The sequence below is a fragment of the Nonomuraea montanisoli genome, from assembly GCF_013363975.1.
GTDB classification, from domain to species: domain Bacteria; phylum Actinomycetota; class Actinomycetes; order Streptosporangiales; family Streptosporangiaceae; genus Nonomuraea; species Nonomuraea montanisoli.
The window spans coordinates 494,424-519,249 of record NZ_JABWGN010000008.1 but is presented as its reverse complement, the minus strand read 5'-3'; the positions used below and the strand labels follow the sequence as shown (position 1 = coordinate 519,249).

Below are 24,826 nucleotides of genomic sequence, written 5' to 3'. Positions count from 1 at the left end.
CGCCGTCTGCAGGGGAGCCTTTCGCGGTTCGCGAGCCGGAAGAGCCCGCCCCCGGCAAGCCGCCGACCCTCTCAGCACTCGCCGGAACGACGCTCGCCGGAACGACATTGACCAGAGCACCCCAAAGCGGAGCACCCCCGAGCAGAATGCCCCCGAGCGGAGCACCACCGAGCGGAACGTCCGCGGGGCCGGCCGAGAGAGCGCGGCCGGCCGAGAGAGCACCGCCCGCGAGGGATCGCGTCCCGGCGGCCTCGGCCGCGTGGGCGGCCGCAGGCAGGGACGCGGCGGCCGTCTCCCCCGCGAAGAGGGCGGCCGCAGGCGGAGGGGCGGCGGCCGTCTCCGCGGTGAAGGGGGCGGCCGCGGCCGGGACGCCCACGTACAAGGCCAGCAGCGTGCCGGCCAGGAAGAGCGGCGTGCGCCGGGCGCCCACGGTCACACGCCTCCGCCGATGCGGGCGAACTCCTGCAGCGCCGCCTTGAACGCGTCCGGTCCCACCGCCAGCGGCCCCGCGAACACGTGCGAGATGTCCCACGTCAGGTACGTGCCGAAGCCCAGCAGCGCGGCCATCGCCACGAGCGGGGCGAGCGCCATGCCGCGCGGCCGGGCCCCGGCCAGGAACGGGAAGACGATGACCACGATCCCGGTCAGGATCGTCAGGATGAGCAGGCCGGACGGCGGCGTGGCGGCGGCGTCGGCGGCGCGCTGCGAGCGGGCGGCAGACACGGTGGCCACGTGGTCGAGCACGGCGTCCTTGGCGTCCTTGGCGTCGTCGTCGTCCGTCGCGATGGCCGCGATCCGCGCGCGCAGGGCATCGAGCCGCTCGGTGCCGACCGGGTGCATGCGGCCCTGCTCCATCGCGGGCCACTCGTCGCCGACCACGAAGGTGACGTAGTCGCGCAGCCCGGCGCGGACGAGGCCGGGGGCGGTGCCGGGCAGGGCGGCGGCGGCCCAGTAGGCGTCGACGGCGGCCTGGCTCTCGGCCTGGGCGTTCTGCCGGGCGGCGTCGGCGGTGGTCCACGGCACGATGACGGCGATCGCGAAGACCAGCAGGAACAGCGCCGACAGCATCGCGCCGGCGTGGCCCGCCGAAGGACCGTCGGGCTGGCGGTCGTCCTCGCCGCGGCCCGTCATCCTGTACACAAGCGCGGTGAGCGCCACCACACCCACCGCCGCCGCGATCGCGAGCGCGTACGCCACCATAACGATCTCCTGTCACCTGCCGGATACGGAACGTCACTTGACTATCACAATCCGCGTTCAAAGATGAAGCCGTGATAACCGGAAAGCAAGGATCGACGCCCGGCGGGGCCGCGCGCGGCGCGCGGCTGGACGGATCGACCGCGACGCCGTTCTGACTGCGCCATTCGTCCAGGCGCGCTCTCGTTGTCAGGAAAAGGGCAGGATCATGCCGCGCGTGGAGAACAACCTTCTGAACGGCCGCAGGTTCGTCATGGTGAGCTCGACCGCGAGCGCGGTGGACCCGGAGCAGCCCACCGCGTTCCGCTACTGGGAGTCCGACGGGGTGGTGTGGGGCGACTACGAGGGCGACACCGTCACGCTGGGGCGGTTCGTCGGCAGCCGCGAGGGCGACGCCGTGACCATCTCGTACGTCCACGCCCTGAAGGCGGGCGGACGGGCCGGCGGCCAGAGCGTCAGCCGGGTCGAGCACGAGGACGACGGGCGGCTGCGCCTGGTCGAGGAGTTCCAGTTCGAGGGGGACGACACGCGGCACGTGAGCGTGTGCACCGAGGTGCCGTCCGCCCCCTGACCGAGATGACCGACCCCACGGAAAAGACCGACATGGCCGAAGGGCTCTGAGGTCAGTCGTCCTTGCGGAGGGCCGCACGGCCCTCCGCCGCGCCCACGAAGCGCATCTTGCCCAGGGGCACGTCCCCCTGCGCCTCCTGCGGCATCCGGCGGGCGGGCCGGTTGGCGCGGGCGTCGCGGTCGCTCGGCAGCACGTACGGCCGCCTGAGCACCTCGTCCAGGATGAACACCGTCTCGGTGGCCTTGACGGCCGGGATGTTGGCCAGCCGGTCCGTCACCATGGTGTGGACCTCGGCCACGTCGGCCACCCGCACCTGGATCATGGCGTCGTGCTGCCCCGTGGTGATCGCGCAGTACTCGACCTCCGGCATGCGGGCCAGTTCGGCCCGGAACTGCCGCCACATCTGCTGCCGCACGGTGACGAAGATCAGGGCGGTGATGCCCAGACCGGTGCGGACGTGGTCGATCTCGGCGGTGAACCGCTTGATGACGCCGTCCGCGCGCAGCGCCTCGAAGCGGGTGTAGGCGTTGGCGCGGGAGATGCCCACCCGCTCGGCCAGCGCCGACACCGAGATCCTGCCGTTCTCGCGCAGGACCTCAAGGATCTTCATATGGACGGAGTCCAGCTCGAGGCCGATGCCGATCCGTCCAGGCGGGCCGCCAGGGCCGCCACCATTCCTGGAAATATCACTCATTGTTACCCCTTGACTATTTATATACGTCTCGGGGACCACACGGGTCCTGGACGTTCTGCCGGACAATCCTGGACACCTTTCGACTGATCGTCCAACTGGAGGACCCTATGGCGACCCGCTCGCAGACGGCGGCCGTACTGCTCGCCGGTGCACTCGCTCTCGCCGCCTGCGGCAGCGGCGGCTCCGGGAAGAGCAACGGCGGCGGCTCCACCGCGCAGGGTGGCGGCAAGACGCTGGTCATCGACACCTCGTTCGACCTCAAGACCGCCGACCCGGGGCGCACCTACGAGCCGACCGGGCTGATCATCGGCAAGGCCGCGTACGAGACGCTGCTCACCTTCGAGGGCTCCGACGTGACCAAGCCGGTCCCGGCGCTGGCCGAGTCCTACGAGCTGTCCGAGGACGGCAAGGTCCTCACGCTCAAGCTGAAGAAGGGCGCCACGTTCGCCGACGGCTCGCCCGTCACGGCCGACGACGTGGTGTTCTCGCTGAGCCGCGTGCGCGACATGAAGGGCACCCCGTCGTTCCTGCTGGACGGCGTCGAGGTGGCCAAGACCGACGACTCGACCGTCACGCTGACCTCGAAGCAGGCCAACCCGGCGCTGCCGTACATCCTGCCCAACCCCGCGCTCGGCATCCTCAACAGCAAGCTCGCCAAGTCGCACGGCGCCACCGCCGACTCCCAGGACAAGGCCGAGCAGTACCTGAACTCCTCCTCCGCCGGCTCGGGCCCGTACCAGATCGAGTCGTTCAACGTGAGCAGCCAGGTGGTGCTCAAGAAGAACGACAAGTACTACGGGACCAAGCCGTTCTACGACAAGGTCGTCATCCGCAACGTCGAGGCCGCCACGCAGAAGCTCAACGTGCAGCGCGGTGACAGCCAGGTGGCGCTGAACCTGTCGGGCGACCAGGTCACCGGCATGCCGGCGAGCCTCACGGTCAAGAAGACCCCCTCGGCCAACGTCATCTTCCTGTTCGCCAACCAGGACTCCGGCATCAGCAAGACCACGCCGAACGCCAAGTTCGTCGAGGCCGTGCGCAAGGGCGTCGACTACGCGGGCCTGCTGGAGCTGGCCGGTGAGGGCGCGACGCAGACGCCGGGCGTGATCCCGTCTCAGCTGGTCGGCGCGCTCGGCGCCGACCAGGCGACCAAGCGGGACGTCGAGGGCGCCAAGGCGGCGCTGGCGGCCAGCGGCCTGTCCAACCCGACGGTGAAGCTGGAGTACCCGAGCGAGCTGACGGTGAACGGCCTGTCGTTCCAGCCGCTGGCCGAGCGGATCCAGGCCAACCTCAAGGAGGTCGGCATCACCGTGGACCTCCAGCCGGCGCCGGTCACCACGGCCCTGGACAACTACCGCAACGGCAAGGAGGAGATGGGCCTGTGGTACTGGGGCCCGGACTACCCCGACCCGAGCGACTACCTGGCGTTCCTGCCCGGCAAGACGGTCGGCCTGCGGGCCGGCTGGAAGGACGGCGCGGACAAGGCGGCCTCGGCCGCCGGTGACAAGGCCGCGGCCGCGGTCGGCGACGACGCGCGCAAGCAGGCGTACGCCGACATGCAGAAGCAGCTCAACGCCTCCAGCCCGTTCGTGCCGCTGATCCAGCCGGGCCAGAACATCGTGACCGCCACGTCCGTCACCGGCCTGGAGTACCACCCGGTGTGGACGGTGGACGTCGCCGACCTGGCCGGCAAGTGAGGCTCGTGACGTGTCGGCCATGACGTCCGCCAAGGAGGCCGCGGACGCCGCGCCCCGGGTCCGGCGCGGGCGGGGCGCGCACCCGCTCGCCCGGTTCCTCTTCCGGCGGATCCTGACCGCCGTGCTGCTGGCCTGGGGCATCACACTGGTGACGTTCGTCCTGACGAACCTGGTGCCGGGCGACCCGGTCACCGCCAACCTCGGCCAGCGGGCGCTCGGCGACCCGGCCATCGTGGCGCAGTGGCGCGCCGAGCACGGCCTGGACAAGCCGCTGTGGGAGCAGTATGCGCTGCACCTGCGCGGCCTCGTCCAGGGCGACTTCGGCGTCAGCCAGCAGAGCCACCGGCCGGTCGCCGAGGACCTGGCGCAGTTCGTGCCGGCGACGCTGGAGCTGGCGGGCGCGGCGATCGCCGTCTCGCTGGTGCTGGGCGTGGCCTTCGGCGTGGTCGCCGCGCTGCGCCGCGACCGGCTTCCGGACCACGTGCTGCGCGTGCTGAGCCTGATCGGCATCTCGGTGCCGACGTTCTGGCTGGCGCTGGTGGCGTTCTACGTGTTCTTCTACCGGCTGCAGATCACGCCCGGCAGCGGCCGGGTGGACCCGGCGCTCGGCGAGGCGCCGGCGGTGACCGGGCTGCAGACGGTGGACGCGCTGATCGCCGGTCAGTGGGACGTCTTCGTCTCCGCCGTCGGTCACCTGATCACCCCGGCGCTGGTGCTGGCGCTCTACACGATCGGCCTGCTGACGCGGTTCACCCGCTCGGCGGTGCTGGAGGTGCTCGGGCAGGACTACGTGCGGGCGGCCCGGGCCAAGGGCCTGCCCGGCCGGGTGATCCTGTTCCGCTACGTGCTGCGCTCGGCGCTGGTGCCGGTCATCACGGTGGCGGGCCTGGCGTTCGGCAGCCTGCTGTCCGGCACCGTGCTGGTCGAGGCGATCTTCGCCTGGCCGGGCGTCGGGCAGTACGCCTACAAGAGCGCCACCACCCTCGACCTGCCCGCCGTCATGGGCGTCGGCCTGGTCGTGGGCGTGGTCTACCTCGTCATCAACCTGATCGTGGACGTGCTGTACGGCGTCATCGACCCGCGTGTGAGGCTCCAGTGAAACGCGATCCCCTGGCCCGCAAGGGCCTGCTCGGGCGGCTGCCCGAGGCGTGGCGGCAGCCGCTGGCCGTCGTGGGCGGCGTGGTCGCGCTGGCCTGGCTGGTCGTCGCGCTCGCGGCGCCGCTGCTGGCGCCGCACGACCCGCTCGCGCAGGAGCTGCCGCGCCTGGCCCCGCCCGGTCCCGGGCACTGGTTCGGCACCGACCAGCTCGGCCGCGACATCCTCAGCCGCGTCCTGTACGGCGCGCGGGTGTCGATCCCGCTGACGCTGCTGCTGGTGGTGCTGTCAGTGCTGATCGGCGGCCTGCTCGGCGCGTGCGCCGGCTACTTCGGCCGGTGGGCCGACGAGACGATCATGCGGGTGGCGGACCTGGTGTTCGCCTTCCCCACGGTCATCCTGGCCATGGTGGTGGCCGCGGCGCTGGGCGCGAGCCTGGTCAACGCGGTGCTGGCCGTGCTGGTGGTCGCCTGGCCGGCCTACGCCCGCGTCACCCGCGGCCTGGTGCTGGGGGTGCGGGAGCGGGAGTTCGTGCTGAGCGGGCGGCTGCTGGGCTTCTCGGCCTGGCGCTCGCTGCGCGTGGACGTGCTGCCGAACGTCACCGGCCCGGTCCTGGTGCTGGCGACGCTGGACATCGGCACCGCGCTGCTGCTGCTGTCAGGCCTGTCCTTCCTCGGCCTGGGCGCCAAGCCGCCGTCGCCCGAGTGGGGCGCCATGGTGGCGGGCGGCGTCGAGGTGTTCGACAGCTGGTGGGTCGCGACGTTCCCGGGCCTGGCGATCCTGACGGTGGTGCTCGCGTTCAACTTCCTCGGCGACACCCTGCGCGACGCCCTCGACCCGCGGACGGCCCGCGCCATCAAGGAGCGTGCGCTGTGACCCTCGACATCACGGATCTGAAGGTCACGATCGGCGGCAGGGAGATCCTGCGCGGCGTGGACCTGTCGCTCCAGGAGGGCCGGGTCCACGGCCTGGCCGGCGAGAGCGGGTCCGGCAAGACCATGACCGGCCTGGCCGTGCTGGGTCTGCTGCCGCACGGCGCGCGGGCCACGGGCCGCATCGCGCTCGGCGAGCGCGACCTGCTGACGCTGCCGCCCCGGGAGCTGAACAAGGTGCGCGGCGGCGAGGTGGCCATGGTCTTCCAGGACCCGGCCACGAGCCTGCACCCCATGCTGTCGGTGGGCAGGCAGCTCACCGAGCACATGCGGCACCACCTCAAGCTGGACAAGCGGGAGGCGCGGGCCCGGGCGGTGGAGCTGCTCGGCAAGGTCCGCATCCCGGGCGCCGAGGAGGCCTACGGCCGCTTCCCGCACCAGTTCTCGGGCGGCATGCGCCAGCGCATCGCGATCGCGATCGCGCTGGCCTGCTCGCCGCGGGTGCTCATCGCCGACGAGCCGACGACCGCGCTCGACGTGACCGTGCAGGCCGGCGTGCTGCGGCTGCTGCGCGGGCTGTGCGACGAGCTGGGGCTCGCGGTGCTGCTGGTCACCCATGACCTCGGGGTCATGTCGGCGATCGCCGACGAGGTGAGCGTGATGAAGGACGGGCTCGTCGTGGAGACGGGGCCGCGCGGCAAGGTGCTGCGGGAGCCGTCGCACGCCTACACCCGCTCGCTGCTGGACTCGCTGCCTGGGGAGACCGCATGACGCTGGAAATCAAGGATCTGGTGGTCGAGCACCGCTCCCCCGGGCGTCCGGTGGTGCGGGCGGTGGCGGGGGCCAGCCTCACGGTACGGCCCGGCGAGGTCGTCGGGCTGGTCGGCGAGTCGGGGTGCGGCAAGTCGACGCTGGCCCGCGCGGTGTGCGGGCTGAACCCGGTCACCGAGGGGTCGATCACCTTCGAGGGCGTGCCGGTCACGCCGCTGGGGCTGCGCCGCCGCACGCTGACGGGCGTCCAGATGGTGTTCCAGGACCCGTACGCGTCGCTGAACCCGCGCCGGCGCGTCGGCGACCAGATCGCCGACGGCCTGCGGACCGCGCGCGACGGCGAGACGGACCCGGCCGACCTGCTGGAACGGGTGGGGCTGCCGCGCGAGTTCGCCGGGCGGCACCCGCACGAGTTCTCGGGCGGGCAGCGGCAGCGGATCGCGATCGCGCGGGCGCTGGCGGCCCGGCCGCGGATGCTGATCGGCGACGAGCCGATCTCGGCGCTGGACGCCTCGGCGCAGGCGCAGGTCGCCACGCTGATGCGGGACCTGGCGGTGGACTCGGGCGCGGGGCTGCTGTTCATCAGCCACGACCTGTCGGTGGTGCGGCTGATCGCCGACCGGATCGCCGTGATGTACCTGGGCCGGATCGTCGAGATCGGCGACACGGCCGAGGTGTGGGACAACCCGCGCCACCCGTACACGCAGGCGCTGCTGCGGGCGATCCCCAAGCCCGACGGCATGGGCGTGCTCCCGGAGGAGCTGACCGGGGACGTTCCGGACCCGGCGGCGCCGCCGGAGGGGTGCCGGTTCCATCCGCGCTGCCCGTTCGCGATGGACGTGTGCCGGGTGAAGGAGCCCGAGCCGGGGCCGGTGGCCTGCTGGCTGCACGAGCCCGCGTGACGACCGGCGGGGGGCGCACCCGGCCCGGGGCCGGGGACGGGAGGTCGCCGGCGGTCGCGGGCGCCCCGGAAGGGGGCGGGGGGTCGCCGGCGGTCGCGGGCGCCCCTGAAGGGGGCGGGCGGCTGGCGGCCGTGCGGGCCGCCATGGCCGCCGCGGAGGTGGACGCGCTGGTGCTGCGCCCGTCGCCCGACTTCCGCTTCCTCGGCGGCTCGGGCGGCGGGTTCCTCGTCGTCACGCCGGGGGTGTGCGAGGAGACGGGCGAGCCGGACCTGCTCGTCCCGGCCGGGGCGCGGCGGGTCGGGGTGGACCCGGAGATGCGGGTGCGCGAGTTGTTCGGCCTGTCGCTGGAGGCCGAGCTGGTGCCGGCGGCGGCCGTGCTGGCCCCGCTGCGGCTGCGCAAGGAGCCGGACGAGGTCGAGGCGGTGGCGCGGGCGGCCCAGGCGGCCGCGGCGGTGCTGGCCGGGGCTCGGGAGCTGGCCTGGTTCGGCGCGACCGAGCGGGCGATGGCGCGGCGGCTGGCCGGGATGCTGCTGGAGTCGGGCTGCGAGGAGGTCCTGTCGGTGGTGGTGGCGGCGGGCGAGCACACCGCCCGGCCGTCGCACCCGCCCGGCGACCGGGTGATCAACCCGGGTGACGCGCTGCACGTGTCGCTGTGCGGGCGGTGGGACGGGTACTGCGCGGAGGTGGCGCGGGTCTGCGCGGTGGCGGAGCCGCCGGACGACTTCGAGGCGATGTACTCGGTGGTGCTCGCCGCGCACGCCGCGGCCCGGCGGGCGGTACGGCCGGGTGCGGCGGCCTCGGAGGTGGCCGCGGCCGCGCGCGAGGTGATCGACGGCAGCGGCTACGGCCGGTTCGCCGCCCCGCACGCCGGGAGGGGGGTCGGCCTGAGCCACCAGGAGGGGCCGTGGCTGCGGGCGGGCGACGACACGCTCCTGGAGGCGGGGATGACGCTGTGCGTGGAGCCGGCGATCTACGTGCCGGAGCTGTTCGGGGCGCGGGTGGCGGACGTGGTGGTGTGCGCGGCGGACGGGGCGGCGCCGCTGGACGCGGGGGCGCTGTGGGTGCTGGACCGCTGACGGCGCTGGACTGCCTGATGTACGGTTCTATGCAACCATGCCGGATAAATCATCTTTAAGGTTGTTTGGGTGTTGTTTGAGAAGGGATGGGCTGCGTCCCCCCTGCGGTGGCTGATGGACACCCTGGGGCGCGCCCAGCTGGAACGGATGGCGGGCGAGCCCGGCCTCCTGGCGGCGGTGGACCAGCACGCCGCGGCGCTGCGCGACACGGTCGTCCTCGACCGCGAGACGCTCGGCGACTACCTCCTGGGCTTCGCCGACGAGCTGCGGCACCTCGGCTGGACCTTCCGCGGCGAGCCGGACGCCGTCTCCCTCCGGCTGACCGCCATCTGCTGGCTCACCCACGAGCTCGGGCTGCTGGCCGACGAGTCCCCCGCCTGAACGCGCGGACACCGGGCCCGGGCGCGCCATGCGTGCGCACCCAGGCCCGGAAAGCCCGCGTCGGACGTCGCAACCGGGGCGGGAGTCCAGTGTCGGACGTCGCGGCCGGGCGAGGAGTCGGCGTCAGACGTCGCGGCCGGGGTCGGGGCCGAGGCCGCCTCTCGGGCCGCCCTCGGTCCGCGGACCGTCCTCACCGGTCCGGCCGGTCGGACCCTGCCCGGTGGGCCGGCCCGGGTCCATCGGCTGGCCGGGAGGCATGGGCTGGCCGGACGGCATGGACTCGCCCGGAGGCATGGCCTGGCCGGACGGAGGCATGCTCTGCCCCGACGGGGCGGTGCCGCCCAGCTCGCCCGCCTGCTCGGCGCGCGGCGGCGCGCCGGCCGTCTCGGGCGCCCTGGCGGCCTCGGTCTCCGGGGCCATCCGCCGGGCGTCCTCACGTCCGCGCTGGTACGCCTCGGCCTGCGCCCGGGCCTGCGGCGCCTGGCTCTCCATGCGGGCGAGCCAGCGGTCCCACCGGTCCTGCATCGGCCGCACCATGCCGCCGCCGACGCCGATCGCGAGGATGGCGCCGATGGTCGCGAGCACGGTGATGAGCACCGGCGTGGTCACCGTGGTGGCGACGCCGATCTGGTTGAGCGCGGCGATGATGCCCAGCGCCCAGATGAACACGGCGGCGGCCGTCGCGATCCACCGGCCGTAGGAGAGCCCGCCCAGCATGCCGTTCAGGAGGTCGCGGACGGCGGCGGCGATGGCGCCGGCGACCACCACGATGATGATCGCCACGATCGCCCTGGGCAGCCACCCCACCACAGCGGTCAGCAGCGCCGAGATCGGGTTCGGCCCGAACACGCTGAAGGCGATCTGCAGCGTGACCAGAATGATCGCGTAGAAGATGATTCTCGCGACCAGGGTGCTGGCGTCGTAGCGGCTGCGCTCCATCACTCGCCCCATGCCGCTGCGCTGCACCGCGCGGTCGAAGCCCACCCGCTCGAGAATCTTGTCGGCGACCTTCTCCAGCCCCTTGGCGATCAGCCAGCCGATGACGAGTATGACGATGAAGGCGATCAGCCTGGGGACGAACAACGCGAGCTGCCGGAAGACGTCCGTCAGGCCTTGGCCGAAGTTGATGTCCACGGTTTCCTCCTTCGAGGATCCAACGCAGCAAAGGCACTACCCAAGACCGGACATTTCACGCACTCTCCGCGACCAGACATGCGCCCACCGCCATATCGGACATCGATTCCGCAGGTCAAGCGACAGCCAGCTCGGCCTCACAGTGTGTAATCGCCGATCGCGCAGGGTAATGATCAGGTCATGCTGCGCATCGGCGTCTCGGGCATGCACGGCTCGGCGGACATGGTCATCTGCGGGTGGCGCGACGGCCGGCCGGGCCGGCTCCGCACCGGCGTCAAGCTCGTCTTCGAGGCGGGCGGCGTCGTCCCGCGCCTGCCGGGGCTGCGTACCGGCACCCGGATGGCCCGCGGCGCGGAGGCCATCGCCCGGGAGCTGCGTGACGGCGTGGACGTGGTGCTCACCGCGCCCGGCGACCCGGCCGCGGTGGTCGTGGCGGCGGGCATGTGGCACTACGGCTGGACGAGCGAGGACGTGGGGGCGCTGGCGGGCGCGACGGTCGCGGGCCTGGCCCTGGCCGGGCAGCGCGCGCCCTGCGTCATGGAGATCCGCCGCGACGGCGGCGCCGCGCTCGACGGCGACGTGAAGGTGGACGCGGTGCTCGCCTGCCTGGCCGCCCGCTTCCGGGCGGGCCGCTACCCGACGCCGGTGGTGACGGTCCTGCTCGACTCGGTACGGCTCAGCCAGGAGGCGCCGTGCCGCGTCCGCATCGCCCCCTGCGCGGGAGAGCCCGCCCACGTCCGGTAGCGCGTCCGGTAGCGCGTCCGGTAGCGCGTCCGGTAGCGCGTCCGGTAGCGCGGGAACGGCGTGGGCGGCGGACGGGCGCCCGGCCGCACCGCCTACCGTAGGACGGGGCGGCCCCGCGTGCCGGGTGCCCTTCGACCAGGACCAGCACCCGCGGAGCAGGGAGTCAGCGTGAAGATCACTGGAGTTGAGCTGCGACGGATCGCGATGCCGCTGGTGGCGCCGTTCCGCACGTCGTTCGGCACCGAAACGGCCCGCGACGTGCTGCTGGTCAGGGTCGTCACGCCCGACGCCGAGGGCTGGGGCGAGTGCGTGGCGATGTCCGAGCCGCACTACTCCTCGGAGTACGTGGACGGCGCGGCCGAGGTGATCCGGCGCTTCCTGCTGCCCGCGCTGCCGTCCTCCCCGGACGTCCACGCCGTGGGCCGCGCCCTGGAGCCGGTCAAGGGGCATCGCATGGCCAAGGCGGCCCTGGAGACGGCCGTGCTCGACGCGCAGCTACGCGCGTCGGGCGAGTCGTTCGGCCGCTTCCTCGGCGCGGCGCGCGACCGGGTGCCCTGCGGCGTGTCGGTCGGCATCATGGACTCCGTCCCGCGCCTGCTCGACGCCGTCGAGGGCTACCTCGACGAGGGGTACGTGCGGATCAAGCTGAAGATCGAGCCCGGCTGGGACGTGGAGCCGGTCCGCGCGGTGCGCGAGCGTTTCGGCGACGACCTGCTGCTCCAGGTCGACGCGAACGCCGCCTACACGCTGGTGGACGCCCCCCGCCTGGCCCAGCTCGACGCGTTCGACCTGTTGCTGATCGAGCAGCCGCTGGCCAACGACGACCTCGTGCAGCACGCCCGCCTGGCGCGGCGGCTGCGCACCCCGATCTGCCTGGACGAGTCGATCGAGTCGGCCGAGCACGCCGCCGCGGCGATCGAGCTGGGCTCCTGCTCGATCGTCAACATCAAGCCGGGCCGGATCGGCGGCTACCTAGAGGCCCGGCGCATCCACGACCTGTGCCGGGCCCACGGCGTCGCGGTGTGGTGCGGCGGCATGCTGGAGACCGGGCTCGGCCGGGCCGCGAACGTGGCGCTGGCCGCCCTGCCCGGCTTCACGCTGCCGGGCGACACCTCGGCCTCGCGCCGCTACTACGCCACCGACATCACCGCGCCGTTCGAGCTGAGCGACGGCCACCTGGACGTGCCCACCGGGCCCGGACTGGGCGTGGACCCGGTCCCGTCGATCCTCGACGAGGTCACCACCTCCACCGAGTGGATCCCGCTCTGAGGCGGGGCCGCTTCCGGGCGTTCGTCCTGGGTAGGGGGTAGCGCATGGCTACGCTCATGGACAAGCTGCGCGGGTACCTGCGCAGCCCTCAGGGTCAGCAGACGATCGAGAAGGCCAAGCGGATGGCGAACGATCCGCACAACCAGGAGAAGGCGCGCCGGTTCCTGGACAAGCTGCGCACCAAGCGCCACTGAGCCGGGAGTCCCGGGGCCTCGCGTGAGGGCCCCGGGTCCCGTACGCCCCGACCAGGTCTCGGCCTCAGGCCAGGTCTCAGGCCGGGTCGAAGCGCAGCCGGAAGGCGGCCGGCTCGGCCCGCAGCTCGTAGGCGGGCAGCGTGCCGGGGCCGCAGCTCGCCGTGCCGACGCCCTGCTGGGCGCGGTCCAGGTTGACGTGGACGCGGTCGCCGGGCACGAGGTCGGGCCGGTGGCGGGCGCGTTCGAGGTCGGCCGTGCTCCAGCGCCGGGCCGTGAGCCCGAACACCGGGTCACCCGACACCCGCACGCCCCGCCCGCCGGGCCCGGTCAGCGTGGCCCAGCGGACCTCCGCCCGGTGCCCGTTCTCCTGGGGGCGCACGTACGGGGTCTGCATCGCGTCCACGGACGCCGACCAGCGGCCGACCCGGGCGGCCATCCCGGTGTCGGGGTACGCCTCGCCGGGGCCGCGGCCGAACCAGGTGACGTCGCCCAGCTCGCCGGGCAGCGCCATGACGACGCCGAGCCTGGGGATCGGGCCGGTCCACCCGCCCTCCGGCTCGACCTCGACGGTCAGGACGAGGCCGTCGCCGTCGGCGTCCCAGCGGTAGGTGACGCGCAGGCCGAGGTCGGTCGCGGCGGGGGCGACCCGCGTGCGCACGGCCAGGCCGGTGCCCGCGTCCCCGGTGGTCACCTCGTCCACGCGGTGGGTGAGCCGGTGCAGGCCGGTCGCCCGCCAGGCGGCGACCAGCCCGCCGTAGCGGTCGTTGTCCGTGGGGGCCCGCCACAGCTCCAGGCGCGGCCCGTCCACGTCGAAGCCGAACAGCCGCACGAGACGGCCGCGGGCGTCGAACCGCCCGCCCCCGACGATGTACTCCCCGGCGGCCGGCCCGCGGACGGTGAACTCCCCGGTCGTGGGCTCGCGGACGACACCGTCCGCCGCCGCCCCCTCACCCGCACCGGCACGCGACAGGGCCGCCGGCACGGCCGGGGAGAGGCGGGTCTGGCCCCACGCCACCTCGTGCCCGGCCTCGGCCCACGGCTCGTCGCGGGCCAGGACGGCGCGCACGGTGAGCCACCGCTCCCCCTCGCCCGGCGGCGCGGCGGGCAGCTTGACCTCGCCGCCCTCGGCGGGCACGTCGAGAGCGAAGCGCGCCACCTGCTCCCCCTCCGCCTCCACCGTCGCCACGAACTCCAGGTGCGCCAGGTCGCGGAAGCCGTAGGCGTTACGGACCCGTACGACGCCCTCGTCGAAGGCGAAGCGGACCGGCTCGAACACCTTCTTCAGGTCCAGCAGCCCGGGCGACGGCGTGCGGTCGGGGAAGACGAGCCCGTCGATGACGAAGTTGCCGTCGTGGACCGGCTCGCCGTAGTCGCCGCCGTAGGCGTAGCCGTGCTCGGGGTGGACGAGGCCGTGGTCGATCCACTCCCACACGAAGCCGCCGGCCAGCCGCGGATACCGTTCGAACAGCTCCTGGTACTCGGCCAGGCCGCCGGGCCCGAGGCCCATCGCGTGGGCGTACTCGCACTGCATGAACGGCATCGCGCGCCGCCGCGCGTCGAGCTCCGGGTCGGGCAGCGGGTCCTCGGTGCCGCGGCCGATCGCCTCGACCTCGGCGTGGCCGGCGTACATCCGCGAGTACACGTCGGCGTTCGCGCACGACCAGTCGCCCTCGTAGTGGATCGGCCGGGACGGGTCGCGCTCGCGCGTCCAGCCGGCCATGACGGCGAGGTTGCGGCCGACGCCCGCCTCGTTGCCGAGTGACCACATGATGATGCTCGGGTGGTTCTTGTCGCGCTCGACCATGCGGCGCATGCGGTCGAGCAGCGCCTCCTCCCAGCGCGGGTCGTCGGTGGGGTTGGCGCGCCAGCCGACCTGGCCGAAGCCGTGGGTCTCCAGGTCGCACTCGTCCACGACCCACAGGCCGAGCTCGTCACACAGGTCGAGGAACGCGGGGTGGGGCGGGTAGTGGCTGGTGCGCACGGCGTTGACGTTGTGCCGCTTCATCAGCAGGATGTCCTGCCGCATGGTCTCGTACGGCACGGTCCGCCCGTGCTCGGGGTGGAACTCGTGCCGGTTCACGCCCTTGAGCAGCAGCGGCCGGCCGTTGGCGAGCAGGACGCCGTCCTGGATGGCGACGGTCCGGAAGCCGACGCGCAGGCGCACGGTCTCCTCCGGGCAGGCCACGACGGCGTCGTACAGGCGCGGCGTCTCGGCGGACCACGGCTCCACGTCCACGGTGACCGGCGTGCCGGGCTCCAGGCCGTCGACGCCCAGCTCGGGCACGCTGAGCCGGCCGGGGCCGTCGAAGCTGAGCGTCCCCCGCCCGGTGCCGGCGTCGTAGGAGGCGCGGACGAACACGTCGGCGGTGGACCGGGTGAGCGTGACGTCCCGGAAGATGCCGGGAAGCCACCACATGTCCTGGTCCTCCAGGTAGCTGGCGGCCGACCACTGGTGGACGCGGACGGCCAGCACGTTGCGGCCCGGCCGCAGGTACGGGCCGGCGTCGAACTCGGCGGGCAGCCTGCTGCCGGTGGTGAAGCCGAGCTCGTGGCCGTTGAGCCAGACCCGGGCGTACGACTCGACGCCCTCGAGGCGCAGCCGGCCGCCGCTCCATCCCTCGGGCAGGTCGAAGGCGCGGCGGTAGTCGCCGGTGGGGTTCTCGGTGGGGACGTGCGGCGGGTCGATCGGGAAGGGGTACGACACGTTGGTGTAGGCCGGCGCGCCGTGGCCGTGCAGCGGCCAGTGCGACGGCACGGGCAGCTCGTCCCACGCGGAGTCGTCGTGATCGGGGTCGGCGAAGTCCTCCGGCACGTCGGCCGCGGGCGACAGGCGGAAGCGCCACATGCCGTCGAGGACGAGGGAGGGCGCGTCGGAACGCAGGGCCGCCCGGGGCGCCAGGCGGCCCGAGCCGGGGGTGAAGTGTGCGAGATCCATCGCCGCCCCAGCCTAGAGGTTGCGGCCGGTTTCGTCAGCGATGAGCTGATCGGGCGTCGGAGCTGAGCGTAAGTGTTGCTTGGGCTTGGGCGGGAATCTGTCGGTCTGCCGGGTCTTGGCTTCGGCTGGACGTCCCCGCAAGGTGGGACGGAGGGATCCGGACGACGAGGGACGACGAGGGGGACATGGTGGGCACGGCCGCCGACGACACCCGCACGACCGCAGGCGACGAGACCGGCGGCGAGGGCGCGCGGCTCGCGCGCCTCGTCGCCGCGCTGCGCGAGGCGGGCTGCGGCGAGGTGGCGGCCGACGCCGGCCGGCGCGCCCAGTACTCCGCCGACGCGTCCAACTACCGGCGCGTCCCCATGGCCGTGGTGTTCCCCCGCGAACGGCGGCACGTCGTCGAGGCGGTCGCGGTGTGCCGCCGTCTGGGCGTGCCGATCACCTCGCGCGGCGCCGGGACGAGCACCTCGGGCCAGGCCGTCGGCTCGGGCGTGGTCCTCGACTTCTCCCGCTACCTCAACCGCGTCCTCGCCGTGGACCCGCAGGCGCGCACGGCGACCGTCGAGCCGGGCGTCGTCCTGGACGACCTGCAGGCGGCCGCCGCCGCCCACGGGCTGGTCTTCGGCGCCGACCCGTCCACGCACAGCCGTTGCACGCTCGGCGGCATGATCGGCAACAACGCGTGCGGCTCCCACTCGCTGGCCTGGGGGCGCACCGCCGACAACCTGGTGGAGCTGGAGGTGCTCACCTACGGCGGGACCGTGATGACGGTCGGCGCGATGACCGGCGAGGAGGTCGCGGCGGCGGTGGCCGAGGGCGGCGAGCGCGGCCGGCTGGTCGGCGCGCTGGCGGAGCTGGCCCGCCGCAACCTCGCCACGCTGCGGACCGGCCTCGGCCGTTTCCCCCGGCAGGTGTCGGGCTACGGGCTGGAGCACCTGCTGCCCGAGCACGGCTTCCATCTGGCCCGCGCGCTGGCGGGCAGCGAGGGCACCTGCGCGGTGATCCTGTCGGCGACCGTGCGCCTGGTCGCGCCGCCGCCGGCGCGCGCCCTGGTCGTCCTCGGGTTCGAGGGGGCGGGCGAGGCGGCGGACGCGGTCCCCGCGCTGCTGGAGCACCGGCCGCTGGCCCTGGAGGGCCTGGACCGGGCGCTGACCGGCATCGTGACCCGGCCGGCGACGCGGGCCGAGATCGAGGCGCTGCCGCCGGGGCAGGCGTGGCTGTTCGCCGAGCTGGGCGGCGAGCCGGCGGAGCTGCCCGAGCGGGCGCTGGCCCTGGGCGAGGCCGCGGGGCGGGCGGCCGGGTTCACCGGCGCACTGACCGTCACCGACCCGGAGCGGGCGCGGCGCCTTTGGCGGATCCGGGAGGACGGCGCGGGCCTGGCGACCCGGATGCCCGACGGCTCGGAGGCGTGGCCCGGCTGGGAGGACGCCGCGGTGCCGCCCGAGCGGCTCGGCTCGTACCTGCGCGGCTTCACCGCCCTCATGGACCGCCACGGGCTGCGCGGCGCCGTGTACGGCCACTTCGGCGAGGGCTGCCTGCACGTGCGGATCGACTTCGACTTCGGCACCGACAAGGGCGTGGCGACGTTCCGGTCCTTCGTCACGGACGCGGCCCGCCTGGTGGCCGAGCACGGCGGCTCGCTGTCCGGCGAGCACGGCGACGGCCAGGCCCGCTCCGAGCTGCTGCCGCTCATGTACGGGCCGGAGGTCATGGCCCTGTTCGAGCGGTTCAAGGACCTGTGGGACCCCGACGGCGGCCTCAACCCCGGCATGATCGTCCGGCCCCGGCCGGTGGACGGCGACCTGCGCGTGGACCCGCGGCGGCCGGCGATCCCGCTGGCCACCGTCCTGCCGCTGCACGCCGACGGCGGCGACCTGGCCCGGGCCGCCCGCCGCTGCGTCGGCGTCGGCAAGTGCCGCACCGCCGAGCACCGGGGCGACGTCATGTGCCCCAGCTACCGCGTCACACTCGACGAGAAGGACTCCACGCGCGGGCGCGCCCGCCTGCTGTACGAGATGACGCAGGGGCAGGTGATCAGCACCGGCTGGCGCTCGCCGGAGGTGCGCGACGCGCTCGACCTGTGCCTGTCGTGCAAGGGGTGCAGCGTGGACTGCCCCGTGGGCGTGGACGTGGCCACCTACAAGTCGGAGTTCCTCCACCACCACTACCGCCATCGCCTGCGGCCCGCCTCGCACTACTCGATGGGCTGGCTGCCGCTGCTCGCCCGGCCCGCCTCGCGGATGCCGCGCCTGGTGAACGCGGTGCTGTCCTCGCGCCTGTCGCCGCTGGTCAAGCGGCTCGGCGGGATCGCGGCCGAGCGCGAGCTGCCCCGCTTCGCCGACCGGACGTTCCTGTCGTGGTTCCGGCGCCGGCCGGCCCCGGAGGGCGAGGCGCCGCGCGGGCCGGTGACGCTCTGGGTGGACTCCTTCAACAACCACTTCGCCCCTTCGGTGCTGCGCGCCGGCGTCCGGGTGCTGGAGAGCGCCGGGTACGAGGTGCGCGTGCCGCCGGGCACGCAGTGCTGCGGCCTGACCTGGTTCACCACCGGCCAGCTCGGCACGGCCCGCCGCCTCGGCCGCCGGACCCTGGACGCGCTCGGGCCGTCGCTGGAGGCGGGCGTGCCGGTCGTCGGGCTGGAGCCGAGCTGCACGGCCGCGCTCAGGACGGACGTACCTGAGCTGCTCCACGAGGACGGGCGGGCCCGCCTGCTCGCGGAGTCGACCGTGGGCCTGGCCGAGCTGCTGGTCCGCTCCGGCTGGGAGCCGCCCCGGGCCGGGGGCCGCTCGATCAGCCAGACCCACTGCCACCAGCACGCCACGAGCGGCTTCGACGCCGACGCCGAGCTGCTGCGGCGCATGGGCGTGGACAACACCGTGCTGAGGTCCGGCTGCTGCGGGCTGGCCGGCAACTTCGGGTTCGAGCGGGAGCACTACGCGGTGTCGGTGGCGGCGGGCGAGCAGGTGCTGCTGCCGGCCGTACGGGCCGCCGGGCAGGACACCGCCGTGCTGGCCGACGGCTTCAGCTGCCGCACCCAGATCGCCCAGGGCGCCGGGAGGCGGGCCACCCACCTCGCCGAGCTGATCGCCGAAGCCCTCTGATCCCGATCTTCTTCGCGTACCACCGGGAAAGGCAACGCATGTCAACGATCACCCAGGGGCGGCTGCGTGCCGCGTTCGCGCGCCGCCTGTCGGAGATGTACGGCCGGGAGGTCCCCGCGTACCGGACGCTCGTGGAGGTCTCCCAGGAGGTCAACCTCGACGTCCTGCGGCGGGCCGGGGCCGGGGCGGAGCGGCTGGGCTCCATCGGCCGGGTCACGGCCGAGCGGCACGGCGCCATCCGCGTCGGCACGCCCGGCGAGCTGCGGCAGGTGGCGCGGATCTTCGGGGCGATGGGGATGCGGCCGGTCGGCTTCTACGACCTGCGCGACACGGCCTCCAGCGCCGTGCCCGTCGTCTCGACGGCCTTCCGGCCGGTGACGGAGGACGAGCTGGCCGCCAACCCGTTCCGGGTGTTCACCTCGATGCTCACCCCCGGCGACCCGCGCTTCTTCGACGCCGGTCTGCGGGCGCGGCTGGAGGCGTTCCTGGCGGCCAGGCGGCTGTTCCCACCGGAGCTGCTGGAGCTGGCCGGCGAGGCCGAGGCCGCGGGCGGGCTGCCGGAGGAGCGGGCCGAGCGCTTCCTGCGGCTCGCCGTCGAGGCGTTCGCGCTGTCCACCGAGCCGATCGACCGGGCCTGGTACGAGGAGCTGGAGCGCGTGTCGGCGGTCGCGGCCGACATCGGCGGGGTGGCGAGCACGCACATCAACCACCTGACGCCGCGCGTGCTCGACATCGACGACCTGTACCGGCGGATGACCGAGCGCGGCATCACCATGATCGACGCGATCCAGGGGCCGCCCCGCTGGCCGGGGCCCGACGTGCTGCTCCGGCAGACGTCGTTCCGGGCGCTGGCCGAGCCGCGCGTCCTGCGAGAACCGGACGGGGCGGTGACGACGGGGTCGCTGCGGGTGCGCTTCGGCGAGGTGGAGGCGCGCGGGATCGCGCTCACCCGCGACGGGCGCCGCCTCCACGACGACCTGCTCGCCCGCGCCGACCACCTGGCCCGCGAGACCGTCCCGGCCGGCGCGGGCGCCTCCGGGGGCGCTTCCGGAGGCTCGGGCGGCTCGCCGGTCCCGGGCGGCTCGCCTGTCGGGGCCGGGCGGGGGGAGGCCGCGCGGCGCGACGCGGTGGCCCGCGACCTGTGGGAGCGGGAGTTCCCCGCCTCCGAGCGGGACCTCGCCGCGCGCCGCATGGGGTTCTTCACCTACCACGCGGTCGAGGACCGCCCGCGCGACGGCCGCCCGCCGGTGGCCGGCCTCGCCGAGCTGCTGGACGCCGGCTGGCTGCGCGCCGAGCCCATCGTGTACGAGGACTTCCTGCCCCGCTCGGCGGCCGGGATCTTCCAGTCCAACCTCAGCGGCGAGGGCATCAAGGACGACAGCCTCACCGGCGCCGGGTACGACCTCGGGCTGCTGTCGGAGGCGATCGGCCGCGAGGTGCTGGACCCGTTCGCACTCTACGAGGCCCAGCAGGAGCGCTCCCTCCAGGAGGCCGCCCGCACCCTCGGCCTCCCCGCCATCCCCTGACCGCTCCCCGACCGGCACGCCCTCACCTTCCCCTCAACGGAGACCCGTCCATGACCACGACCGCCCTTCCCTCCACCGACGCGCTGCGACAGCGCGCGCTCGACGTCCTGGCCCGCCTGGACGCCGTCCCCGCCGAGGGCCGCGGCGTGCGCGCCCGCACGCCCGTCACCGGCGAGAGCCTGCTCGACCTGGCCACCACCAGCCCCGACGCCGCGGACGAGGCCGTCGCCGCCGCGCACGCCGCGTTCCTGTCCTGGCGGGCCGTGCCCGCGCCGCGCCGCGGCGAGCTGGTGCGCCGGCTCGGCGACCTGCTCCGCGAGCACAAGGCCGACCTGGCCGACCTCGTCACGATCGAGGCGGGCAAGATCCGCTCGGAGGCGCTCGGCGAGGTCCAGGAGATGATCGACATCTGCGACTTCGCCGTCGGACTGTCCCGCCAGCTCTACGGGCGCACCATCGCCTCCGAGCGGCCGGGCCACCGGCTCACCGAGACCTGGCACCCCCTGGGCGTCGTGGGCGTCATCTCGGCGTTCAACTTCCCTGCGGCCGTGTGGGCGTGGAACACGGCCGTCGCCCTGGTCTGCGGCGACACCGTGGTGTGGAAGCCGTCCGAGCTGACCCCGCTCACCGCGCTGGCCTGCGACCGCCTGCTCGCCAGGGCGGCCGACGAGAGCGGCGCGCCGCGCGAGGTGCACCGGCTGCTGCTCGGCGACCGCGCCCTCGGGGAGTTGCTGGCCGACGACCCGCGGGTGGCCCTGGTCAGCGCCACCGGCTCCGTGCGGATGGGGCGCCAGGTCGGTCCCCGCGTGGCCGCGCGCTTCGGCCGCACGCTGCTGGAGCTGGGCGGCAACAACGCCGCCGTCGTCGCCCCGTCGGCCGACCTGGACCTCGCCGCGCCCGCGATCGTGTTCGCGGCCGCCGGCACGGCCGGGCAGCGCTGCACCACGCTGCGGCGGCTCATCGCGCACGAGGACGTCGCCGACGCCCTCCTCGACCGGCTGACCTCCGCGTACGGGCGGCTGCCCATCGGCGACCCGTTCGACGACGCCACGCTGGTCGGGCCGCTCATCACCGGGCAGGCGCACGACGCGATGCGGCACGCCCTCGGCACCGCCCGGGCCGAGGGCGGCAAGCTGCTCGCCGGCGGCGGCCGCCGCCTGGCCGACGCCGCGCCGGCCGCCTTCTACGCCGAGCCGGCGATCGTGCGCGTCGAGGGACAGAACGGCATCGTGCGGGAGGAGACGTTCGCCCCGATCCTGTACGTCCAGACGTACCGCACGCTGGACGAGGCGATCGAGCTGAACAACGCGGTCCCCCAGGGGCTGTCGTCCAGCGTCTTCACCCGCGACGTGGGCGAGGCCGAGCTGTTCACCTCGGCGACGGGCTCCGACTGCGGGATCGTCAACGTCAACATCGGCACGTCCGGGGCCGAGATCGGCGGGGCGTTCGGCGGGGAGAAGGAGACGGGCGGCGGGCGCGAGTCCGGCTCGGACGCGTGGCGCGCCTACATGCGGCGCTCGACCGCCACCGTGAACTACTCCGACCGGCTCACCCTGGCCCAGAACGTCAGCTTCCTCTGAACGCTCCGCCACCCCATGCCCCCGGGTCCGCGGCCGAACGCCGCGGGACCCGGGGGTCACAGCTATTTTTCAGGGTCGATATCCGGGCAGCTTCCGCGCACCTGGGAGGACCGGCCGATATGACGGAGACGATGGTTTCCGGAACTCTGCGTTGATCTTGTGCGTATAACTGCGCGTCGAGTACCGTCGCAGCGTGCAAACGGTTTCCGCCGACGTGAACCGCCCATAGTCAGAACGCCTCGCCGAAACCGTGCCGGCCGCCCGTCCGGGCGCGACCGGTGACCGCGCAATTCCTTCACCCGTCACGCTGTTCCGCCCTGCCCGAAAAGAATCGGAGTGGATCGTGGCATTGTCAGACCTCCGCGCCCGGAACGCGAAAAGAAAAGCCTCGCGGCTGCTGGCCGCGACTCTCGCCGGGATCGTCTGCGTGAGCATCAGCGCGACCCCCGCGTCCGCACACTGGAACGGGACCGGCCAGCTCATCGCCCGCATCGGCCTCTACCCCTACAACTACAACGACACGTGGCAGAAGCCGATGAACAAGGCGCTGGCCAACTGGAACGCCACGTCCTCCCCCGCCGACATCTACAAGAACCGGAACTCCGGCTCGACCATCACCGTGAAGTCGTACCGGAACACCTGGTACGGGCACTACACCCGATGCGGCGACAGCTGCCTGTACATCAAGCTGAACAGCCGCACCATCAACCGGGACGCGAGCAATTTCTCCAACTACGTGACCGGCGTCTTCGTCCACGAATTGGGGCACGCGCTCAATCTCGCGCACAACAGCACCACCTCCATCATGAACCACAGCAGAAATCGCGACACGATGACCAAACCGCAGTCGCATGACGTCTCGGACGTCAACGCCTATTACTGACCGGCTCCGCCCCGACGACATTCACGAGGAGAACGGGAGTCGAAGTCGATGAAGGCTCGAATGCGGCGGCTCGGGGTGGCCGCCCTGGCTGTGCTGTTGCTGTCCGCCTGCGCGGCGGAGGAGAAGAACGTCATCTACGCGGCGGACTATCCGGCGTACGACAGCGCCGACGCGCTGTTCACCGGGGCGAAGCTGGTGATCGAGGGCCGGCTGACCGGGACGAAACGCGTCATGACGGAGGTCGAGCCGGCGGACGACGCCACCGAGACCGATCCGCGGCTGAATCCGAACGCCGGTGTCACGCCCGACGCGGAGGCTCCGCCCGCCGGGCCGCCCACGGTCATGACGGTCAGTTCCGTCGAGGTGCTCAAGGTGCGCAAGGGGCCGGCCCGGGTCGGCCAGGTCATCCAGGTGAAGGAGCTCGGCGGCACGCTGGACGGCGTGACGTACGAGGAGGCGGACGCGACGCCGTTGAAGACGGGCGTCACGTACATGTTGTTCCTGGAGACCTATCCCGACTCGCCGGCCTCGCTCCTCAACCCGGAGCAGGCCAAGTACGTCGTCACCTCGGCGGGCACGTATTCGGCGATGCCGGACAACCCGGTCAGGCTTGAGGACGCCGACGTCCAGCGGTTGTCGATCAAGGAGTGAGACCGCGCCCCGGCCCTGGAGCGGGACGGCGTCAGGGCCGGGGCGCGGTCAGGTCGTAGACGCGGCGGGCGTTCCCCGCGGCCACCATGGCCGCCACCCGCGCCGCCTGGCCCGCCGACCACTCCCCTTCGGCCACGAACTCGCCCAGGACCCGCGCCAGGGCCCGCCGCCACAGCGTCGCGCCGAGATGGTGCAGCTCGGCCGGACCCCACGCGTCCGAGGAGAACAGCAGCTTGGCGAACGGCGCCACCTCCAGGCTCTGCGCCACCAGGGCGGCGGCGCGGGCGCCGGTGTAGGTGACGCCGAGGCCCACGTCGAGGTGGACGGCCGGGTAGGCGTGGGCGAGGTGGCCGGCGTGGCGGACGTACGGATAGCAGTGGAGCAGCATGATCGGCACCCCGGTCGGCTCGGCCCGCTCGACGAAGCCGCGCAGCAGGAGCGGGTCCGCCCGGCGCAGGTCCACGTCGGGGTCGCCGAAGCCGGTGTGGAACTGGAGCGGGAGCCCTCGGTCGAGGCCGGTCCAGATGAGGTGCCGCAGCAGCACGGGGTCGGTGACCCGCCACCCGCGCCGCCGCTGATCGGCGGCCGTCACCGGCACCGCGTCCTGCACCAGGCCGAGCCGTCTCTCCGGTCCCCTGCGGAATCCGTCGTCCGGTCCCGTCCCGGCTCCTCCCCCGGATCCTCCGTGCGGCGCGTCGTCCGGTCCCGTCCCGGTTCCTCCCCCGGGTCGTCCGGGCGGCGCGTCGTCCGGAGCCGCCTGGCTCTCCCCCGGCCGGCGGCCGGCCGCCTCGGCCTCCCCCAACCGGCGGCCGGCTGCCTCGCCCTCCCCCAACCGGCGGCCGGCTGCCTCGCCCTCCCCCAACCGGCGGCCGGCTGCCTCGCCCTCCCCCAACCGGCGGCCGACTGCCTCGCCCTCCCCCAGCCAGCGGCCGGCCGCCTCCGCGACCTCGGCCGCCGAGGGCCGTGACGGGTCGAAGTCGAGGCCGTGCCGGTAGGCCACGACGGTCTTCAGGCCGCGCGCCGTACGGGTGCGTTCCCACAGCGCCTCGGCGAAGCGCCGCGCGAACGCGCCCGCCCCGCAGCCGGAGGCCGCCACCTGCTCGGCGACCTGCTCCAGCCGCACCACCTCGTCCACGGGCACGCCGGTGACCTCCGCCATACCGCCGGGGCCCAGGATCTCCTCGCCCCGGTAGCCGGTCTCCAGCAGGTAGTGCTCGACGCCGGAGGCGCCGAGGAGCCGCCGGTTGACCTCGTCGGCGCCGAGCCGGGCCCGGCGCGCCAGGTACTCCTCGGGCGAGGTGTGCGGGTCGAGCCCCAGCTCGGGGGCGCAGTGCCGGAGGATGGCGTGCCCGAGCTGGGAGTCGAACATGGTCATCCAGGCCGGCACCGGGCGGTCCGACTCGGTGATCAGCTCCTCGAACGCCCGGCGGGACAGGTCGTGCGCGGTGGCGCCGTGGACGTGGTGGTCCACCAGGGGCAGCTCGTCGACGAGCTCGGTGAGGTCGGCGGCCATCGGCGGTCCTCCCCGGGTTCCGGCGCGCGTCCGATGCCGC

The 24,826-nt window shown here is 73.8% G+C and carries 21 protein-coding genes; 16 read left to right on the top strand and 5 right to left on the bottom strand.

Annotated features, from left to right (window positions below; translation table 11 throughout):
* Positions 1-432: 432 nt before the first annotated feature.
* Positions 433-1,200: a bestrophin-like domain gene (locus tag HTZ77_RS23215; protein ID WP_175591742.1), complete on the bottom strand. Its 768-nt coding sequence runs from the start codon at positions 1,198-1,200 to the stop codon at positions 433-435.
* 214 nt (positions 1,201-1,414) lie between these two features.
* Here HTZ77_RS23215 and HTZ77_RS23210 point away from each other — a divergent pair, with 214 nt between their 5' ends.
* Positions 1,415-1,768: a hypothetical protein gene (locus HTZ77_RS23210; protein ID WP_328808717.1), complete on the top strand. Its 354-nt coding sequence runs from the start codon at positions 1,415-1,417 to the stop codon at positions 1,766-1,768.
* A gap of 52 nt (positions 1,769-1,820) precedes the next feature.
* Here the strand turns inward: HTZ77_RS23210 and HTZ77_RS23205 are convergent, their stop codons facing one another.
* Positions 1,821-2,462: an Lrp/AsnC family transcriptional regulator gene (locus HTZ77_RS23205; protein ID WP_175591741.1), complete on the bottom strand. Its 642-nt coding sequence runs from the start codon at positions 2,460-2,462 to the stop codon at positions 1,821-1,823.
* A gap of 107 nt (positions 2,463-2,569) precedes the next feature.
* Here HTZ77_RS23205 and HTZ77_RS23200 point away from each other — a divergent pair, with 107 nt between their 5' ends.
* The 7 genes from HTZ77_RS23200 to HTZ77_RS23170 all read left to right on the top strand — a co-directional run bounded on the left by HTZ77_RS23200 (position 2,570) and on the right by HTZ77_RS23170 (position 9,256).
* Entirely contained in the window at positions 2,570-4,159 is a 1,590-nt protein-coding gene (locus HTZ77_RS23200) for an ABC transporter substrate-binding protein (RefSeq protein ID WP_175591740.1), read from the top strand.
* Positions 4,160-4,178: 19 nt separating this feature from the next.
* A complete protein-coding gene (locus HTZ77_RS23195; protein ID WP_175591739.1) occupies positions 4,179-5,258 on the top strand; it encodes an ABC transporter permease in 1,080 nt (359 codons plus the stop codon).
* Positions 5,255-6,130: an ABC transporter permease gene (locus HTZ77_RS23190; protein ID WP_328808716.1), complete on the top strand. Its 876-nt coding sequence runs from the start codon at positions 5,255-5,257 to the stop codon at positions 6,128-6,130. Before HTZ77_RS23195 ends, HTZ77_RS23190 begins: the two co-directional genes overlap by 4 nt.
* Entirely contained in the window at positions 6,127-6,897 is a 771-nt protein-coding gene (locus tag HTZ77_RS23185) for an ABC transporter ATP-binding protein (RefSeq protein WP_175591738.1), read from the top strand. The genes HTZ77_RS23190 and HTZ77_RS23185 overlap by 4 nt, the downstream gene beginning before the upstream one ends.
* On the top strand, positions 6,894-7,799 hold the full coding sequence (locus HTZ77_RS23180; RefSeq protein ID WP_175591737.1) for an ABC transporter ATP-binding protein: 906 nt from the start codon (positions 6,894-6,896) through the stop codon (positions 7,797-7,799). The genes HTZ77_RS23185 and HTZ77_RS23180 overlap by 4 nt, the downstream gene beginning before the upstream one ends.
* A complete protein-coding gene (locus HTZ77_RS23175) occupies positions 7,796-8,875 on the top strand; it encodes a M24 family metallopeptidase (protein ID WP_328808715.1) in 1,080 nt (359 codons plus the stop codon). The genes HTZ77_RS23180 and HTZ77_RS23175 overlap by 4 nt, the downstream gene beginning before the upstream one ends.
* A 114-nt stretch (positions 8,876-8,989) precedes the next feature.
* Positions 8,990-9,256: a DUF6401 family natural product biosynthesis protein gene (locus tag HTZ77_RS23170; RefSeq protein ID WP_175591736.1), complete on the top strand. Its 267-nt coding sequence runs from the start codon at positions 8,990-8,992 to the stop codon at positions 9,254-9,256.
* 123 nt (positions 9,257-9,379) lie between these two features.
* Here the strand turns inward: HTZ77_RS23170 and HTZ77_RS47580 are convergent, their stop codons facing one another.
* Positions 9,380-10,390 (bottom strand): mechanosensitive ion channel family protein, encoded by a 1,011-nt coding sequence (locus HTZ77_RS47580; RefSeq protein WP_175591735.1) that lies wholly within the window; start codon positions 10,388-10,390, stop codon positions 9,380-9,382.
* 180 nt (positions 10,391-10,570) lie between these two features.
* Here HTZ77_RS47580 and HTZ77_RS23160 point away from each other — a divergent pair, with 180 nt between their 5' ends.
* The 3 genes from HTZ77_RS23160 to HTZ77_RS23150 all read left to right on the top strand — a co-directional run bounded on the left by HTZ77_RS23160 (position 10,571) and on the right by HTZ77_RS23150 (position 12,597).
* On the top strand, positions 10,571-11,134 hold the full coding sequence (locus HTZ77_RS23160) for an acyclic terpene utilization AtuA family protein (protein WP_175591734.1): 564 nt from the start codon (positions 10,571-10,573) through the stop codon (positions 11,132-11,134).
* 168 nt (positions 11,135-11,302) lie between these two features.
* Positions 11,303-12,403 carry an o-succinylbenzoate synthase gene (menC, locus tag HTZ77_RS23155; protein WP_175591733.1) on the top strand — a complete coding sequence of 367 codons (1,101 nt, stop codon included), beginning with the start codon at positions 11,303-11,305 and terminating at the stop codon, positions 12,401-12,403.
* A 44-nt stretch (positions 12,404-12,447) separates the two neighbouring features.
* Positions 12,448-12,597 carry a hypothetical protein gene (locus tag HTZ77_RS23150; RefSeq protein ID WP_175591732.1) on the top strand — a complete coding sequence of 50 codons (150 nt, stop codon included), beginning with the start codon at positions 12,448-12,450 and terminating at the stop codon, positions 12,595-12,597.
* Between the two features lie 76 nt (positions 12,598-12,673).
* On the opposite strand, the gene HTZ77_RS23145 is transcribed toward HTZ77_RS23150, so the two are convergent.
* On the bottom strand, positions 12,674-15,532 hold the full coding sequence (locus HTZ77_RS23145) for a glycoside hydrolase family 2 TIM barrel-domain containing protein (RefSeq protein ID WP_175591731.1): 2,859 nt from the start codon (positions 15,530-15,532) through the stop codon (positions 12,674-12,676).
* Positions 15,533-15,717: 185 nt separating this feature from the next.
* Here HTZ77_RS23145 and HTZ77_RS23140 point away from each other — a divergent pair, with 185 nt between their 5' ends.
* From HTZ77_RS23140 to HTZ77_RS23120, 5 genes are all read left to right on the top strand, one after another.
* Positions 15,718-18,633, top strand: a complete 2,916-nt coding sequence (locus HTZ77_RS23140) for an FAD-binding and (Fe-S)-binding domain-containing protein (protein ID WP_175591730.1) — start codon at positions 15,718-15,720, stop codon at positions 18,631-18,633.
* 38 nt (positions 18,634-18,671) lie between these two features.
* A complete protein-coding gene (gene hglS, locus HTZ77_RS23135) occupies positions 18,672-20,159 on the top strand; it encodes a 2-oxoadipate dioxygenase/decarboxylase (RefSeq protein ID WP_175591729.1) in 1,488 nt (495 codons plus the stop codon).
* Between the two features lie 50 nt (positions 20,160-20,209).
* Entirely contained in the window at positions 20,210-21,739 is a 1,530-nt protein-coding gene (gene amaB, locus HTZ77_RS23130; RefSeq protein WP_175591728.1) for an L-piperidine-6-carboxylate dehydrogenase, read from the top strand.
* Positions 21,740-22,082: 343 nt separating this feature from the next.
* Positions 22,083-22,622 carry a zinc metalloprotease gene (locus HTZ77_RS23125; protein WP_175591727.1) on the top strand — a complete coding sequence of 180 codons (540 nt, stop codon included), beginning with the start codon at positions 22,083-22,085 and terminating at the stop codon, positions 22,620-22,622.
* A 48-nt stretch (positions 22,623-22,670) separates the two neighbouring features.
* Positions 22,671-23,273 carry a hypothetical protein gene (locus HTZ77_RS23120; RefSeq protein WP_175591726.1) on the top strand — a complete coding sequence of 201 codons (603 nt, stop codon included), beginning with the start codon at positions 22,671-22,673 and terminating at the stop codon, positions 23,271-23,273.
* A gap of 31 nt (positions 23,274-23,304) precedes the next feature.
* Here HTZ77_RS23120 and HTZ77_RS23115 read toward each other — a convergent pair whose 3' ends face one another.
* Positions 23,305-24,786, bottom strand: a complete 1,482-nt coding sequence (locus HTZ77_RS23115; protein WP_175591725.1) for an amidohydrolase family protein — start codon at positions 24,784-24,786, stop codon at positions 23,305-23,307.
* Between the last annotated feature and the right edge of the window lie 40 nt (positions 24,787-24,826).